The following is a 17,321-nucleotide window of genomic DNA, read 5'->3' as shown; positions in this document are numbered from 1 at the left end:
GCCGCCGTTAAGGCGGGCATAGGACTGTCCTATTTGTATTTATTAGCTGCGAGTCGGTACGCTCTGTCCTCCAGGACGAATGCGAACGACGCCAATCTCCGAAGCGTTTATGGCGAATGCGTTGCCGCCTTGATTAATCGTAGCGCTGGCGCCTTGCTTCACATGAACGTTCGTCGTGCCGTTCGACCATTTGGTCGTATTCGTCTGACGCGAATGTTTGCGTTTATTCGGTTTCATGCGGTCACCCCCTTTCTTACCACATCAGAATGTTTAAGTGTTTTACAGCGATAAAGCGTAAAGAAGATCATTCAGATTGGCGATAAAAACTTCCGCTTAAACGCGGTCGCACATCCCAGAATTACTCCGATTGGAGTTTTTCTCACGGAGCATGCTCTTCATGACTCTGTCAGGCGGGAGTGACTAGCGGCGCCTTGGCTTTTCCGTCTTGAAGATTTTCACATTAAGCGCGTTGCTCGCAAGGACGTTGCCGTCGAACGCTTTGGCTGATGCCAATTGCTCGATTTTGATGACGAGATATTTGTTTTTGCCGACGCGATATTTGTACGTTTTCACATTCGAACGAAGCATGTACAACCTCCTTGCCGTACGGATCGGTGTTGAACTACAGCATATGTGGGAGGCGGACGTGCCGTAACGGCAAGTAACCAACACCATCACTAGAGTCATGCTCGAACGGGAGAGCAGCTAGATTTTCTTGTAACGGGCGGGGGTTAAGCCGGTCATCTTCTTGAACATGCGGTGAAAATGGGGCAAGCTCTCGAACCCGCACAGCTGCGCGATCTCAGCGATAGGCGAGTCTGTCTCGGCAAGCAGCTCCTTCGCGCGAATAATGCGCTTCGTCGTTACGTATTCGGTGACGTTAAGGCCGGTCAGCTTCTTGAACAGACGCGAGAAGTGAGAGGGGGTAACGGCCGCGCGCGCGGCAAGCTGGGCTAACCCGAGCGGTTCGCCCAAGTTCTCGTCGATGATTGCGAGGATACTCGTCATCCAATGCGGCGCGATCGAGGAAGCCGCTTGGAATTGCTCGGTCGCGCTCATCATTCGGTTGACAAGCAACAGCAACTGCTGCAGCTGGATGAGCGAAGCGTGCCTGTAGCCTGGAGTTTTATCCTTATGCTCGCTATGAATGCTTTCGATAAAGGATTCGATCTGTACGCGGTCGGCATCCGTAGTCAGCAGCTTATAGCGCCGTTGCCGCTTCGCAAGCTCGAAGCAGCGCATATAGGAGAACGTATCGCCGAGCGTCGAGCCGTGAACGAGCGTGCCGCTGAAGAAGAGAGCGGTCGAGAGCTTCGGATCGACAGCATCAGGGAATGAGCGGTGGATCGTATTGCCGGGAATGAGCAGCAGATCGCCGGGCTCGGCAGCGACGAAAGTCTGATCAATGAAAAAGGTGCCGCTGCCGCTATAGATGTAGACGATCTCATGCCAGTCATGCAGATGGTCGGGCAGCTCGTTCTGCGCACTCTTGGAGTCGCGGTAGACGTATTCGAACGGGAAAGCGGTGCTGGCGTCGAATTGCTTGCGATAGGGGTTCATCGGTTCAGATGGATACCTCCAAATGGTTGTCGTTAAACAGTCAATGAGATTGTATCAAATATCAAAAAAGAGTACAAATAAGCGCTTTCTGAACATTTCATGCACGGATATTGTTTTTTATAATGAAGAAGAAAGCAGATACTGTCCCAACAAGATTCGTATCCAAATACGAAGGAGTTTGATAGACAATGACAACGATAATGAACCGCAAGGTTTTGCATACAGAACAGGTGGAGGCAAGTGAGCTGCTTGCGAGCAGCAAGATTAGAGTGCTTCAGATCGGCGAGGGTAACTTCCTTCGCGGGTTTGTGGATTGGATGCTGCATGAATGCCGGAGGCAAGGGTTATACGACGGGGCGGTTGCAGTGACGCAGCCGCGCCCTGGAGGCAAGCCGAAGATCGACGCGCTGGCAGCGCAGGACGGATTGTATACGCTGGTCATCCGCGGATTGGAGCGGGGCGAGCGCGTCTCGCGCACCGAAGTGATTCAAGTATTCTCACAGGTGTTCGATCCGTATTCGAATTGGGATGCTTGGCTGGCGCTGGCGGAAAGCGAGGATCTTGAGGTCGTCGTATCGAATACGACGGAGGCAGGACTTGCTTATAGGCCTGAAGCGCTTGTTGACGGGCAGCCGATTCAATCGTATCCCGGCAAGCTGGCTCAGTTTTTGTACCGGCGGTATGTTGCTTTTGAAGGAGATTCGGCTCGAGGTCTTGTGTGCCTGCCGTGCGAGCTGCTGGAGCGCAACGGCGACGAGCTGCGCGAATGCGTGCTTCGCTACAGCGAAGATTGGGGATTTCCAGAGGCGTTCAAGCAATGGGTTCGCGAACATAACCGGTTTCTGAATTCGCTTGTTGACCGCATTGTGACGGGTTATCCCGATGCAGAGCAGGCGGAAGCGTGGTTCGACGAATGGGGCTACTCCGATCCGATGCTGACGACGGCTGAGCCTTATCACTTCTGGGCCATAGAAGCCGAGCCGGAGCTTGAGCGACTGCTGCCGCTTCGCGCGGCGGGGCTTAACGTCCACTGGGTCGACGATCTGAAGCCGTATCAGCTTCGGAAGGTGCGCATCCTGAACGGAGCACACACGTTGATGACGCCGCTTGGCTTGCTCTACGGCATTCCACAGGTAAGAGAAGCGATGGAGCATGACACACTTGGCAAGCTCGTTCGCGAGACCGTAGAGAAGGAGATTATTCCTGCGCTGCCGATAGCCGCGGAAGAGCTTGCAGCTTATGCGGATACGGTATATGAACGGTTTCTGAATCCGTATATTTTCCACAGGCTTGCCGACATTGCCATGAATAGTCTGAGCAAATTCAAAGTTAGGCTTCTGCCTACTCTGCTGTACTATGCGGAAGGCGGGGAGCCATTGCCGGATGGCCTTATGAAAGGATTCGCAGGTTTGCTTCGTTATTACAAAGTGGAGCGGGTTAGCGATGGTTTTAGAGGGAATACGCTTGCTGGCGAGTCCTATATAGTTCGTGACGATGCAGGTCAATTGGATATCATTGCAGCATTGTGGGAGAAGGCGCAGTCTGAAGACTGGCCGCTGGAACAGACGGTAGGAAGCTTGCTTGGTATTCGCGATATATGGGGGCAGGACTTGGCTGCCGCGCATCCGCAGCTCGTCATAGCGCTTGCCGCAATTATTGCAGAAATGGAGGCATGAGTGATGAACAGCTGGATCAGACTGCATGAGGACGATCATGTCGTTATTGCGCTTAAACCTTTTGCCAAGGGGGAAACGCTGACTCTCGAAGAGCGTGAAGGGAAGCCGGTGTTGCTTGAAGTAACGGAAGAAGTGCCGAAGGGTCACAAAATATTGACGAAGCCGGTAAGCGAGGGCGGAGACGTCCTGAAGTTCGGCTATTCCATCGGCAAGGCGAAAGCCGATCTTGCCCCGGGCAGCTGGGTGCATACGCACAATATGGGGACGGGACTCAAAGGGGTTCTTGATTATACGTACGAGCCAGCGGCGCGTGAAGCGGCGAAGGCGGTGACAGCGGCAGCTTCCTACGCCGATCGGACGTTTCAAGGTTATGTGCGAGACAATGGCGAGGTTGGCATTCGCAATGAAATATGGATCATAAATACGGTAGGCTGCATTAATAAGACGTGCGAGATCGTTGCGAGAAGAGCGAACGCGATCTATGACGGCCGCGTTGACGGCGTATTCCACTTCGCGCATCCGTTCGGCTGTTCTCAGCTTGGCGACGATCTTGTTCATACGCAGAAGCTGCTGGCTTCGCTCGTTAATCATCCGAATGCGGCGGGCGTGCTCGTTATCGGACTTGGCTGCGAGAACAATCAGATCGATTCTTTCAAGGCGGCGATCGGCGAGCATAGTTCAGAACGCATCAAGTTCCTGAAGTCGCAGGAGGCGGAGGACGAGATCGAGGAAGCGCTGGAGCTGATCGATGAACTGGTCGCCTATGCGGAGAAGTTCAAGCGCGAGCCTGTTCCCGTATCGAAGCTGAAGCTGGGCCTGAAGTGCGGCGGCTCGGACGGCCTTTCAGGCATTACGGCTAATCCCCTCGTCGGCGCGGTGTCCGATCGGCTGATTGGAGCCGGCGGCACGGCCATTCTGACGGAAGTGCCGGAGATGTTCGGCGCCGAGACGATTCTGATGAACCGCGCTGCGGATGAGCAAGTATTCGGCGATATCGTTCATTTGATTAACGATTTCAAGCACTATTTTATGAAGCATAACCAGGAGATTTATGAGAACCCGTCGCCGGGCAACAAAGCGGGCGGCATCAGTACGCTGGAAGAAAAGTCGCTTGGCTGCACGCAGAAGGGCGGTCATGCAACGGTGACCGACGTCGTGGCTTACGGCAAGCGCGTAACGCAGACCGGGCTTAATCTGCTGGAAGCGCCCGGCAACGACTTGGTATCGGTTACTGCGTTATCGGCCGGCGGGGCGCACATTGTCCTGTTCACGACGGGCAGAGGCACGCCTTTTGGCGGACCGGTGCCGACGGTGAAGATCGCGACGAACAGCGAGCTTGCCGAGCGGAAGAAGAACTGGATCGACTTCAATGCAGGCAGACTGCTTGAGGATATGAGCATGGAGTCGATGACCGATGAGCTATGGGAGCAGCTAATCCGCTTAGCTTCCGGAGAGTCGCAGACGCATAATGAGCGCAACGGATTTAAGGAGATCGCGATTTTCAAGGACGGCGTTATTTTGTAGGACAGAGTAAGTACGAAAGGCAGACATTACGTTATAAAGGGGCGCAGTAAGGTGAAAGCGATCATTTGTGATCAAATAGATAAGCTGGAATTAGTGGAGCATAATGAACCCTCTCTTGGACATGGAGAAGCTATCGTTCGAATTCGACGGATCGGCATCTGCGGTACGGATCTGCATGCTTACAAGGGGAATCAGCCGTTCTTCACGTATCCGCGAGTGCTCGGGCATGAGCTGTCCGGCATCGTCGAGCAAGTCGATGTTTCGAGCGGCAGTGTGAAGGTTGGCGATCAGGTTAGCATCATTCCTTATATGCACTGCGGCCATTGCGTTGCATGCCGAAGAGGGAAAACGAACTGTTGTACCGATATGAAGGTGCTAGGTGTCCATATCGATGGCGGCATGCGCGAGCGTATCGCCGTTCCCGTATCGCATCTGCTCGTCGTGAACGAGCTGTCGCTGGATGAAGCGGCGCTGCTTGAGCCGCTAAGCATCGGCGCGCATGCGGTGCGCCGCTCTGGTCTTGGCGAGGGCGATACGGCGCTTGTCATCGGCTCAGGCCCAATCGGCCTTGGCGTCATGGCATTCGCGAAGCATCAAGGCGCGAAAGTAATCGCGATGGATATTCAGGAGGAGCGTCTCGCCTTCTGCAGACAGTGGGCGAAAGTAGACGAGACGGTTAACGCGCTGGAAAATGCGAAAGCGCGGGTGGCGGAACTGACGGACGGCGATTATCCGACCGTTGTGTTCGATGCGACCGGCAATGCGCGTTCGATGCAAACCTCGTTCGACTTCGTCTCGCATGGCGGAACGTTAGTGTATGTCGGCCTCGTGAAGGCGGATCTAACGTTCAACGATCCGGACTTCCACAAGCGCGAGATTACGCTCATGGGCAGCCGCAACGCGACGCCGGAAGACTTCGCGGCCGTTAAGGCCGCCGTCCAGAGCGGCAGCATCGACGCGTGCAGCTACATTACGCACCGCATCCCGTTCGCGGAGCTGCCGGCTCGCTTCGACGACTTGCTGAAGCCGGAGTCGAAGGTCATTAAGGCGATGACCGAGCTGTAATCGCTAAGCCCAGGTAGAAGTAGACAAAAGGCCCGTTGAGGGCCTTTTGTTTTTGTTCTTTGAGCATCGAAGCAGGGAAGCAGCAGGAATAGGATGGAAAATCCATCTTAAGGCAGGAAACCATGGTTAGTTTGTTGGAGATAGGATGAGAAATCCAGCTTATTCGGCACGGGGATGGGGGAAGGAGCTCAGTCGCGCCAACCGTCGAAGGCATAGAACGGAAAATCCCTCCTCCGCCCCGGTCAGAACGCAGCCGTTGCCAGCTTCTCCCCGCTTTGCTTGTCCCAGTAGCTGCGGAAGCGGCCGTTCTGGCTTAGCAGCTGCTCTGCCGTGCCGCTCTCCACGACTTCGCCTTGCTCGATGAAGACGATATAATCAGCGTCGCGAATCGTGGACAAGCGGTGCGCGATAATGATCTTCGTGCAATGGGATGCCCACTCGCCGAGATCGCGCTGGAACGACGCTTCCGTCTCAACGTCAAGCGCCGAGGTAGGCTCGTCCAAGATAAGCAGCGATGCGTCGCGAAGAATCGCGCGCGCAATCGACAAGCGCTGCTTCTGGCCGTGCGACAGCTTAATGCCGCGCTCGCCGATCTCTGAATCGTAGCCGCTGGGCAGCGCCTCGATAAACTCGTAAGCTTGCGCCAGCTTGGCGGCTCTAATGATCTCCTCGCGTGAAGCGCCCGGCTTGCCGATCTCGATATTCTCGATAACCGTGCCATCGAACAAAAAGATATCTTGCGACACAAGCGCCATACGCGACCGGATAGAGGCGATCGAGTATTCCCCAATAGGCTCGCCGTTCAACGAAATCGTTCCTTCATTCGGCTCATAGAATCGATACAACAGCTTGACGATTGTGCTCTTGCCGGCGCCGCTTGGCCCGACCAGTGCGAGAGAGCCGCCGGCAGGAATTGAGAACGATAGATTATGGAGCGTATCCCTCCCGTCAACATACTGGAAGGCGACCTGCTGGTAGGATACAGTTGGCGCCCCAGGCGCAAGCGTTATACCCGAAGTGATGTTCTCTTCCGGCATTTCCATGACCTCGAACAGCCGCTTCGCTCCGGCCAATGACTGCTGCAGATTGTTGATCGTATCCACCATAACGGTGAACGGCTCGGCAACCTTCCCTAGCAGCGTGATGAAGGCGACGAGTCCGCCGACGCCGATCTCTCCCGAGGCCATAAGCGCCGCTCCAACCCCTATGCCGGCCAAATAGCCGACCTGACTCGGCAAGTCCTTGACGATGGAACGAATCGTGCTAATATTGGTCAGCAGTACGTTGTAAGCGACGCCTTTGCGCTGAATATCGGCCATTCGCCCATCTACATGCTCCTCCATTTGATTGGACTTTACTTCGCGAATGCCATGCAGCGTTTCGCCAATGGTGAAGAAGACGTCTCGCGTTACGCGGTTTTGCAGCTGCGCCGCCTCTTTGAACTTAGATTTAAGCACAAGGCTGCTCAGCAATTGCAGCGGGCCGATGGCTATCGCGATTATGCCGAGAATGGGATGGACGGATAACAAATAAATGCCTACGAATAAGAAGGATATCGGCAAAGCAATCAGCTTCTGCACATCGTATACAATGAAGTTTTTGGCTATTTCGAGCTCGTGATGCATAACATTTACGGAGTTCGAGCTATGGTTGTTTTCGTGGAAAGCTAGCGGCAGACGCTGCAAATGGTTCAGGATGTTGCGCCGCATTTCGTAGACAACCGATTCATTCAGTGCCGAACGAAGCCAGTTGTTGATGAAGGTCAGCAATAATTGCAGCAGAGCGATGATGGAGAAGGTGACGAGCAAGCCGATAAGCGAGTCACGAGCGATGTCGGGAGCCTGGTCAAATAACTGTTTGCTCGTATCCGCGAACAGCAGCGCCGCAGCCGTCAATAGGAGCTGGGAGCTCACCGCGAACACATAATACCATTTGTACGTCTTAACGATGAAGAGCAAGCTGCGGAACGTGCGATCCTGCAGCAGCGACCATACCGATTCTCTCTTCGAGCGATTGTTCTGATTGTTCTCTTCCGACATAGTAACCTCCGATTATTGGACAGCATGCACCTCTAAATCACTCACTTCAAAAGACGAAGCGATTTCCAGCCTATTGCAAGCTCGATGAATGTTTCTTCTCCGATCAGTAGCTCCTTGCGATCGAACACTTCCCCTCCCAGCCGCTTATAGAAGTCGACCGCGCTATTTTGCTCCAGCACCCATAACATGAACGAGCGATAGCCCATCCGGCGAAAATAGTCGACCATCTCCCCCGCCAGCCTTGCACCGATGCCTTGGCCCTGGTAGCCGCTAAGAAGATAGATCGAATACAATTCAGCTTCATAGCCGTATTCGGGACTTCTCGGCGCTCCGCCGCTGACGAACCCGACAATAGAACCAGCGTCATTTACGGCCGCATAGATGACGCTGCTCCGATTAAGCTGCTCGAAGAAACGAATCCAGCCTGCCTCCCTCGCCTTCACATCCAGATTAGCCAAGTATTCATCAGAGATGATGCCTTGATAAGCCGTTCTCCAGCTATCCACATGAACCTGTGCAATAGCAGCGGTGTCTTCAATAGAAGCTTCTCTTATTCGCAAGAATATCGCCTCCTATTTGTCATTATCCACCATTCGCGGTCTAAACGTTGATTCCTTCTGACAGCTGCAAACAATCGGCCGTAATTGTGCAATCGGTAAACCATTTATATAGCTGTTTTGTACATTGACAAAGCTAGGCAGCGGAATTAAGATGTACTTCTGTTACCAAAAATTAGGGTGTTAAAAACACATCATGACAGCACTAGTCAGGGGGGATAACGATGCGCGACAACCGTGCTACAGCATCGGAGAGCATCAAAGAACGGTGGCAAGCAGAAAAGGCGCAGCACAAGACGAATATGGAGCTGTCGAGGCGCTCCTATATATGGGCGCTCAAGTTCGCGTTGCCGTTCAAAAAGCAGATTGCATGGCTAGCCGTATGCGGCATTATGGCGGTGAGCGGAGAGACGCTGACGCCGAAGATGATTCAATACGTAATTGACCATGTTGTCGTGAACAAGGATAAGGCATTATTTTTCACTATTATTGCAGCGCTTACAATTGTCAATCTTCTTATGCTGATCGCCAAAAACTATCGCAACCTGCTGCAAAGAACGATCGGCGAGCTCGCCTCGCGGGATATGCAGACGGCGATCTTCAAGCATTTGCGCAAGCTTGGCTTCGCGCATTACGAGCGTCATCCCGCAGGCGAGACGCTATCGATGTTCAACTCCGAGGTCGCATCCGTTCAGAAAATATACCGTAACTTCCTGCCCGGCGTCATCGACAACCTGTTGTTTGTGGCCGTTGCGATCGTGATGCTGCTGACCATTAGTCCGTGGCTGTCGGTCATCATGCTTCCGACCTTTGCCCTCTATTACTTATTCGGGCCTTACTTCGAGAGGAAGGCCTCCCAATATGGCCGAATGGGCGGCCAGTCCAGAATCGAGTACAACCAATCCATATACGAGACGATATCGGGTATGCGGGAATTCAGAGCCTTCGGCTCGCAGCCTTGGTACCATGAGCGCACGCTCGGCAAGCATAAGAATTGGTCGCACTATTATTTGCTCGCTTCTACGTACAGCTTCGGGCGCGGCAGCTTCCGGCGGTTCACCTTCTATCTGGGCGCCGTCGCGCTGTTCATCCTCGGCTACTATTCGCTGAAGAACAACTGGATTACGCTCGGGGGGTTCATCGCTTTCACCTTGCTGTATATGACGACGATGTTCCGCCTCACGATGCTCGTGACGATGCTCACAGAACAGAAGCTCGTTATTCATCAGACTGTGCCCTTATTTGAATTCATGCATAAGAAAATCGAGATCGACGACCCCGAGGAGCCTATCGAGCTGGAGCAAGTACGCGGAGGCCTGACGTTCGAGGACGTGTACTTCGGATATCCGGAGCAGCCGCCCGTCATTAACGGCTTCAGTCTCAATATCAAGCCGGGCGAGAAGGTCGCCTTTGTCGGCGCGAGCGGTAACGGCAAGACGACGATGTTCAAAATGATCGGCCGGTTCTACGACCCAACCTCCGGCATCATTAGGCTGGACGGCGTGCCGATTAACCAAATGACGCTTGGACAGCTGCGAGAGTCGGTCGGCTATGTGTTCCAAGAGACCTATCTGTTCGGCTCATCGGTTAAGGAGAACATCCGCTTCGGCAAGCCGGAAGCGTCAGACGAAGAAGTGATCGCCGCGGCGAAGGCTGCCTACGCGCATGATTTCATCATGCAGCTGCCGGAGGGTTACGACACGCTAGTTGGCGAACGCGGCATGAAGCTGTCCGGCGGGCAGAAGCAGCGCATCTCGATTGCGCGCATGTTCGCGAAGCAGCCGGCTGTCATTTTGCTCGACGAGGCAACCTCTTCGCTCGATAACGTGAGCGAGGCCGAGGTGCAGCGGGCGCTCGATGAGGTGCTGGAAGACCGGACAACGATCGCGATCGCACATCGGTTGTCGACGGTTAAGCATTTTGATACGATCGTCGTCATTCATGAGGGCCGAGTTGCCGAAGCCGGCAGCTACGACGAGCTGATCGCTCGCCGAGGGCTGCTCTACCAGCTCGAAGCAGGACAGTCAGGTCTAACGGAAGAGAGGCTGGCGCATGAAGAAGTACGTTAAGTTCATTACATCCCATATCATCATGCTGCGGGGGGCGTATCTGATTGCGCTGCTCTATCTCGCTATTGAATCGGTATCCAACTATACGCTTGTCTATATCCAAAAAATATTAATCGACGACGTCTTCGGCGAGCGCAGGTATGAGCTGCTGCCCATCGTCATCGGGGTGTTCGCTCTGGCGGGCACGGTGTACGCGCTTATGTTCACCGTAACGAGCCGAAGGCTCATCAAGAACGAGTTCAAAGCGAGCCGATTATTGCTCAGCCGCATGCTGAAGCGGCTTGAGCACGTGCCCGTGGAGAAGTTCCAAAGCGAGCGTACGGGCAAATACGTGTACACCTTCACGCAGGATCTGTTCCTAAGCGCGAGCGTGCTCGGCTGGCAAATTCCGCGCGGCATTCAGGAAGCCATCAATCTATGCATCCTCATGACGATTATCGGACTGTCGAGTCCGATGCTGCTGCTTATGATCGTAGGGTTATGCGCCATCTATGTGCTGATCGGTTATTACTTCACGCCGAAGCTTAAGGCAGCGGCTCGCCAAGTAGCGGAGAAACGGGCTGCGCTGCTCGTCCAAATCGAGGAAGGCGTTGCATCGACGCGCGAGGTCGTTGCCTATCACAGGTTGAAGTGGGAAGAGCAGCTATATATGAAAATGTTCTCAGAGTACTTCGACAGGGTGATGGAGGAAGGCAAGCTCATCAACCGTCAAGTGCGGTTCAGCGATCCGCTGAAATGGGGCATCGGGCTTCTCGTACTCGGCTACGGAGGGGTGCAACTTATCGCTAACCAGATGTCGGTCGGCACATTCGTTATCTTGTTCCAGTTCTCCACGCAGCTATCGGATGCGTTCTATAACTTCTTTCAATTTTTCATGAATCTATCGTCGCAGATGGCGAATGTGGATCGCGTGCAACGTATTTTATCGTTGGAACAGCATGATCCCGGCGAGAAGGCGATGGACAACAGAATCGAGACGCTATCGTTCGAGCAGGCGAACTTCCAGTATTCGCCTGACCTGCCAGAGGTCATTAAAGGCTTCAGCGCGGAGCTGCCTATCGGACGCAAGATTGCATTCGTAGGCACGAGCGGCGGGGGGAAGTCGACAATCGCACAGCTTCTTATTCGATTCTACGATACGACGGCAGGCAAGATGCTGCTGAACGGCGAGGATGCGAATCGTTATAACCGCGAGCAGTGGTCGCGCAACGTAGCGATCGTGTTTCAAGATCCCTACATGTTTTCCGATACGATCAGAGAAAACCTGATGCTTGGCCGAGCGGTGGCTACGGAGACGGAGATCGAGGAAGCGTGCCGCATCGCTCAAATACATGATTTCATCCTGTCGCTGCCGGAAGGCTACGACACGAATATCGGGGAGCGCGGCATCAAGCTGTCCGGCGGCCAGCGCCAGCGGATCGCTATCGCGAGAGCGATCGTTGGCGATCCGCAAATATTAGTGCTCGACGAAGCGACCTCGGCGCTCGATCTGGAGACGGAACGGCAGCTGCTTGCGGCGCTCGAAGAGCGGAGGCAGGGGCTGACGACGATCATGATCGCGCACCGTCTGTCGACGATCGAGAACGCGGACATTATTTTCGTCATGGATGAAGGCTCGCTAGCCGAGACCGGCACGCATGACGAGTTGCTGGCAAGGGGACGCGTCTATCAGCAACTGCTTACGGCGCAGCAATAACTAAAATAGGGAATATACGTATAGGCGCATGTCAGAGATGGCATGCGTCTATTGTTATGCCTGCCAATCGCACAAGCAATCTGTTCCTGCCTAACATAACCATATAGGGTATATATGCCGCACGTCCAAAGAATTTCGGATCATCATCATATACAGTTACGAGGAGGATGCACTTGCAGCCCAAGGGAGAGATGAAACGGACGACAGTCGAAGCGTACGGGAAGCTTCCTCTTGCGTTTATTCCGAATGCCGGACAAGAGGATAGGCAAATCGCTTATTATGCCGAAGGGAACGGCTTTCGTTTCGACTTTCTAGCTGATCAAGTAAGAATGACCTTTCATGATACGAAGCCAAAACTGGAACAGGCGCAGAACATCAAGGGAGTTATTTTAACCTGGCGATTTGTGGGGGCAACAGCCCATATAACAACGGAAGGAACTGCTCCGGAGGGCGGAAAGATCAATTATTTACGCGGAAGAAACCCGCAGCAACATTTCACGAATCTTCCGCTTTACCGCGAAGTCGCGTATCGGCAAGTATGGCCAGGCATTGACGTCGTTTTCCGTGGAAGCGAAGGAAAGCTTAAATATGATGTGGTGCTTCAGCCAGGCGCCCGTGTAACGGACATCCGATTGGAATGCGCGGGGGCAAGCGATGCCCGGATTGATGAGGAAGGCAATCTGCAGATTCATACGCCATTTGGAATATTCACGGATTTGAGGCCGATCGCTTTTCAACAAGTGAATGGTATTCAAAAGCAGATAGGCTGCGTTTTTTCATTACAGGCTGAAGAAAACGGCAGCGATTCGATCGGATTTGAGTTAACGGAGCCTATCGATCTCGAGCTTCCATTGGTCATTGATCCGATCTTGCTGTACTCGACTTATCTCGGAGGAAGCGGATTTGACTCGGGCAATGCTATTGCGGTCGACATCGAAGGCAATGCCTATGTGACGGGCTCCACGCAGTCTGCTAATTTCCCGACGACGCCCGGTGCATTCGATACGGTATTGTCAGGCAGTTCGAATGCTTTCGTCACGAAGCTTAATGCCGATGGGTCCGCGCTGATTTATTCGACTTATCTGGGTGGAAACAATTCCGATACCGGTGAAGGGATTGCAGTCGATGCGGAAGGCCATGCATATATCGTCGGAAGCACGACATCGACCGATTTTCCTACCACGCCAGGCGCGATCTCAAGTACGCTGTCCGGGCCCGAGGATGCGTTCGTGACCAAATTGAATGCCGCTGGAACGGCGCTGCTCTACTCGACTTATCTTGGGGGCAGCGGGCTTGAACTCGCTGGAGGGATAGCGATCGACGTCTTCGGCAACGCCTACGTGACAGGGCTGACCCAGTCTGCCGATTTTCCAACGACGCCCGGCGCGTTCGACGTCATCCTTGACGGCGGCGAAGGTGCGTTCGTATCGAAATTGAATCCAACAGGTACGGCGCTCGTCTATTCTACTTATCTCGGAGGAAGCGGCGATGAAGACGGTACGGCGATTACGGTGGATTCGTCAGGCAACGCGTATGTCACAGGGACAACAAGTTCGCTTGATTTCCCGGTAACGGCTGGCGCGTTTGATACGAGCTTTAACGGTATTATTGATGTATTCGTGACGAAGTTCAACGCAACCGGAACGGCACTTATTTATTCGACCTATCTCGGAGGCAGTCTAGCCGACGATTCCAGCGGCATCGCGATCGACGCTTCCGGCAGCGCCTATATTGTCGGTTTCACCCAGTCGGCTAATTATCCGACGACCCCGGGTTCATTCAAGCCTACCTTTAACGCTTCGGGAAGTTTTGACGGCTTTGTCACGAAACTGAACGAGACGGGGACAGCGCTTGTCTATTCTACTTTCCTCGGAGGAGAGAACGATGATTTCGGTGTCGGAATCGGAGTTGATCCGTTCGGCAACGCCTATGTGACCGGAAGGACGGATTCGACCGATTTTCCAACGACGCCAGGTGCCTTCGATACCGAGCTGAACGGACTCCAGGATGCGTTTATTACCCGAATCAGCTTGACCGGCTCCGACTTGCTATACTCCACGTATTTGGGCGGGAGCAATGACGATGTCGCTTTAGGCATTGCCGTAGACCGTTTTGCGAACGCTTATGTTACAGGGCAGACGACTTCGGCAGATTTCCCAGTCACGCCAAGCGGCTTCGATAGAACGCTGGGCAGTATTTTGCAGCGGGATGCGTTCGTTGTTAAACTAGGCGAGGTTGTTGCGCAAGGCCCGCAGGGACCGCAAGGCGTGCAAGGTCCGCAAGGAATTCCTGGTTCTCAAGGCGAACCGGGCATACAAGGTCCACAGGGGCCGAGGGGACTTCGAGGACTGCGAGGAAGGCGCATACGAGTGAAAAGGAAAAAATGCGCTGCAAAAAAACGGACCCATAAGAAGTCTTGTTGCCGCAAAAAGCGCTGCTCCTCTCATACCCCGCATCGGCGCAGGTAGTATTATCGCAGGCGACAATGCCGAAACATCGTCTAATCCGCTAACAATGTTGGATTTGTGAAACAACCTAAGGTCCATAATCGTTCAATATAGATAACGACAAATCTTAGGTTAAGCGCACAAATCCAACATAGGTATAGCGAGTCTATGACGATCATGTTTCGCGCGGGGAGGACGATTATGTTTTCGAACAAAAGACATATTCATATCGATGGTGAAGGCTGGAGCTGGACAGAGGGGGACGACAACGCGAACGTAAGCGTCGTAGTGACGTTTCCTGATGCAACGCGCTGGCTGTGCCATTTTTACACACTCAAAAATATTCAGTCGATTCGTGAGGACACGATAAGCCTAGGTAACCGCAAGTATATGTGGCCCGCCTCTAATCCGCTTATCATCGTCGATACGATTAGCCGAGCCCATATTGAAGAAGTGGTCGATGATAGCATTAAAGACGGGACGTTCGGCTTTGTGTTTGAATATTTCGGAGGGGTGTACGAACATGATCGGAAGGGGTTGCCCGAGGGCTTCCTTGCGGATGATGCCAAAATCGAATCGCCTGAGATCGTGTTGAGGCATGCTGCCGACCTTCATCAACTGCTGGAGCAATCAACGGAAGCGGTTAAGAGAGCGGTCAAGCAGTGGCTCTTCGGAGACCCGAACGCGATGCAAGAAACATATATGCTTGGTTATTTGTATCGTCTTGAAGAGAAAGGCATACATGCCACTTTAGAGAGGGACAAGGCGCAGGAGCTCAGAGACAGATGGGAGTGGCTTTTTGCCCGAGGCATAGATCAAACATTCAAGAAGGAAATCTATTTGGAGCAATACTTATGGCACTTATTCAGTTATGGGAAGCTGTCTGGCCTTGTGGGAGCTGAGGCGGAGGAGGCGTTCCATACACAGAAGAAGGGAGAGTGCTACCTCTTTTATCAGAACCGAGATCATGCGCTATACATACCTGATGCGTCTCGTCTAACCGCAGATCTCTTGCGCGATGAACAAGATGTGTACGTGGTGGATCGAGATTTCAGGTGGACGTACGTGAACACACATGAATCTGATCTCGGTCCATACTTCTATCATCGAAAGCAATAAAGACACAGCATTTGACCCTGCCGTTACCGTTATTGCTATAATGGTAAGACAGAACGGAGGGATGCTGTGGTTCCGATCTTGCAACTGATGGATATTAGGAAGTACCGGAACGGGGAAGAGAAAACCCCTTTGTTCACAAGCGTGAATGCCGAAGTGGCTGAGCCGGACAGCATTGCGCTGCTAGGCGTATCCGGGCAAGGAAAGAGCACGCTGCTTCGCATTATTTCCTTATTGGATGCGCCTGACGGCGGAGAGATCCGCTTCCAGCATAAACCGCAGGCGAAGACGGATCCGCGGCAATGGCGGATGAATGTGTGTTACATAGCTCAGCAGTCGGTGATGCTGCCGGGAACGATTGACGATAACTTAAGGACGGCAAGCCTACTTCATACAAAGTCCTATGACCGTCAGCTTGCTGATCGTCTGCGGGAGCAACTGGGACTTGACGGGCTCGATCCCGCGAAGAAAGCGTCCGAGCTGTCAGGCGGCGAGAAACAGCGCGTATCGCTGCTCCGCTCGTTGCTGCTGCGCCCGCAGGTGCTGCTGCTCGATGAAGTGACGGCTTCCCTCGACAAGGCGAGCAAGCAGCGCGTGGAGGATGTGCTGCTTGAATGGCATCGCCAAGAGGGGACGACGCTTATATGGGTGACGCATGACTTGGAGCAGGCGCTTCAAGTGAGCCGCACGGTATGGTTCATGGCAGAGGGGACGCTGCTGGAGCAAGGCGCCTCGGACACTTTTTTTCGGCAGCCAGCTACAGAAGCGGGACGCCAGTATGTTCGCGCTTCGGAAAGCGGGGAATAGCGGATGTCATTCTTAGCGCTTAGCTTTACGCTGCTGTTCGTTATGATAACCATGCTGGTATCGGTGTGGCAGAAGCTTGGCCTGGAACGGGACATTGCAATCGGCACGATACGTTCTGCGGTACAACTGCTGCTCGTAGGGTATGTGCTGCAATACGTGTTCCATACGAAAAATATGCTGCTGATTGCTCTGATCGTTATATTCATGCTTACGATCGCTTGCCTGAATGCCGCGAAGAGAGGGGCAGGCCTGAGGCGGATTGTATGGCGGGTTGCCGTAGCGATCGGCACGACGGAGCTGCTCATGATGGGACTGCTGATCGGCTTCGGCATTATCGAAGCAACGGCGCAATATATCATTCCGATCAGCGGGATGACGATCGGCAATGCGATGGTCGTAGCAGGTCTCTTCCTCAATCAGATGAAGCAGGAGGTGGAAGCCTCCAAAGGCGAGATCGAGGTGCTGCTGTCGCTAGGCGCAACGGCGAAGCAGGCGATGGCCGGCGTTACGAAGCGGGCTGTCAAGTCGAGCATGATTCCGACGATTGACGGGATGAAGACCGTCGGCCTCGTTCAGCTTCCGGGCATGATGACAGGCATGATTATCGCGGGGGCGGACCCGGTCGATGCGGTGCGCTACCAGATTCTGATCGTATTCGCCTTCGCCAGCTCGGCGGCCGTGACGAGCATCATTCTGAGCTTGCTCAGTTATCGGTTATGGTTTACAAAAGATCTGCGGCTTCAAATTCCAGTACAAAAAGGATGA

The 17,321-nt window shown here is 53.6% G+C and carries 14 protein-coding genes; 9 read left to right on the top strand and 5 right to left on the bottom strand.

The features are described 5' to 3' along the window. Nucleotides 1–42: 42 nt before the first annotated feature. The 3 genes from AC0YN0_RS22425 to AC0YN0_RS22415 all read right to left on the bottom strand — a co-directional run bounded on the left by AC0YN0_RS22425 (nucleotide 43) and on the right by AC0YN0_RS22415 (nucleotide 1,560). Nucleotides 43–237, bottom strand: coding sequence for a hypothetical protein (locus AC0YN0_RS22425; protein ID WP_475823248.1), 195 nt, complete (start codon nucleotides 235–237; stop codon nucleotides 43–45). 183 nt (nucleotides 238–420) lie between these two features. Beyond that, complete coding sequence (locus tag AC0YN0_RS22420; RefSeq protein WP_442050180.1) at nucleotides 421–588, bottom strand: hypothetical protein; 168 nt, start codon at nucleotides 586–588, stop codon at nucleotides 421–423. 117 nt (nucleotides 589–705) lie between these two features. Continuing rightward, nucleotides 706–1,560 carry a helix-turn-helix domain-containing protein gene (locus tag AC0YN0_RS22415; protein ID WP_475823247.1) on the bottom strand — a complete coding sequence of 285 codons (855 nt, stop codon included), beginning with the start codon at nucleotides 1,558–1,560 and terminating at the stop codon, nucleotides 706–708. 188 nt (nucleotides 1,561–1,748) lie between these two features. Between AC0YN0_RS22415 and AC0YN0_RS22410 the strand changes: the two genes are divergently transcribed. Genes AC0YN0_RS22410 through AC0YN0_RS22400 form a run of 3 tightly spaced genes read left to right on the top strand, consistent with a single transcriptional unit; the run spans nucleotide 1,749 to nucleotide 5,825 of the window. Continuing rightward, on the top strand, nucleotides 1,749–3,236 hold the full coding sequence (locus tag AC0YN0_RS22410) for a tagaturonate reductase (protein ID WP_475823246.1): 1,488 nt from the start codon (nucleotides 1,749–1,751) through the stop codon (nucleotides 3,234–3,236). A gap of 3 nt (nucleotides 3,237–3,239) precedes the next feature. Next, complete coding sequence (locus tag AC0YN0_RS22405; RefSeq protein ID WP_475823245.1) at nucleotides 3,240–4,760, top strand: UxaA family hydrolase; 1,521 nt, start codon at nucleotides 3,240–3,242, stop codon at nucleotides 4,758–4,760. 51 nt (nucleotides 4,761–4,811) lie between these two features. After that, the gene (locus AC0YN0_RS22400; protein WP_475823244.1) at nucleotides 4,812–5,825 is read left to right on the top strand and encodes a zinc-binding alcohol dehydrogenase family protein; all 1,014 of its coding nucleotides are present in this window, start codon (nucleotides 4,812–4,814) and stop codon (nucleotides 5,823–5,825) included. A gap of 242 nt (nucleotides 5,826–6,067) precedes the next feature. On the opposite strand, the gene AC0YN0_RS22395 is transcribed toward AC0YN0_RS22400, so the two are convergent. Further along, nucleotides 6,068–7,864 (bottom strand): ABC transporter ATP-binding protein, encoded by a 1,797-nt coding sequence (locus AC0YN0_RS22395; RefSeq protein WP_475823243.1) that lies wholly within the window; start codon nucleotides 7,862–7,864, stop codon nucleotides 6,068–6,070. A gap of 41 nt (nucleotides 7,865–7,905) precedes the next feature. After that, nucleotides 7,906–8,424: an N-acetyltransferase family protein gene (locus AC0YN0_RS22390; protein ID WP_475823242.1), complete on the bottom strand. Its 519-nt coding sequence runs from the start codon at nucleotides 8,422–8,424 to the stop codon at nucleotides 7,906–7,908. Nucleotides 8,425–8,645: 221 nt separating this feature from the next. Between AC0YN0_RS22390 and AC0YN0_RS22385 the strand changes: the two genes are divergently transcribed. The 6 genes from AC0YN0_RS22385 to AC0YN0_RS22360 all read left to right on the top strand — a co-directional run bounded on the left by AC0YN0_RS22385 (nucleotide 8,646) and on the right by AC0YN0_RS22360 (nucleotide 17,321). After that, entirely contained in the window at nucleotides 8,646–10,490 is a 1,845-nt protein-coding gene (locus tag AC0YN0_RS22385) for an ABC transporter ATP-binding protein (protein WP_475823241.1), read from the top strand. Then, nucleotides 10,474–12,186 carry an ABC transporter ATP-binding protein gene (locus tag AC0YN0_RS22380; protein WP_475823240.1) on the top strand — a complete coding sequence of 571 codons (1,713 nt, stop codon included), beginning with the start codon at nucleotides 10,474–10,476 and terminating at the stop codon, nucleotides 12,184–12,186. The genes AC0YN0_RS22385 and AC0YN0_RS22380 overlap by 17 nt, the downstream gene beginning before the upstream one ends. Nucleotides 12,187–12,359: 173 nt before the next feature. Then, on the top strand, nucleotides 12,360–14,654 hold the full coding sequence (locus AC0YN0_RS22375; RefSeq protein ID WP_475823239.1) for an SBBP repeat-containing protein: 2,295 nt from the start codon (nucleotides 12,360–12,362) through the stop codon (nucleotides 14,652–14,654). A gap of 180 nt (nucleotides 14,655–14,834) precedes the next feature. Further along, nucleotides 14,835–15,752: a DUF4275 family protein gene (locus AC0YN0_RS22370; protein ID WP_475823238.1), complete on the top strand. Its 918-nt coding sequence runs from the start codon at nucleotides 14,835–14,837 to the stop codon at nucleotides 15,750–15,752. Nucleotides 15,753–15,818: 66 nt separating this feature from the next. Next, nucleotides 15,819–16,556, top strand: a complete 738-nt coding sequence (locus tag AC0YN0_RS22365; RefSeq protein WP_475823237.1) for an ABC transporter ATP-binding protein — start codon at nucleotides 15,819–15,821, stop codon at nucleotides 16,554–16,556. Between the two features lie 3 nt (nucleotides 16,557–16,559). Beyond that, nucleotides 16,560–17,321, top strand: a complete 762-nt coding sequence (locus tag AC0YN0_RS22360; RefSeq protein ID WP_475823236.1) for an ABC transporter permease — start codon at nucleotides 16,560–16,562, stop codon at nucleotides 17,319–17,321.

Source organism: Paenibacillus sp. J22P218 (assembly GCF_056269195.1).
This window is presented reverse-complemented; position numbering and strand designations above follow the sequence as displayed.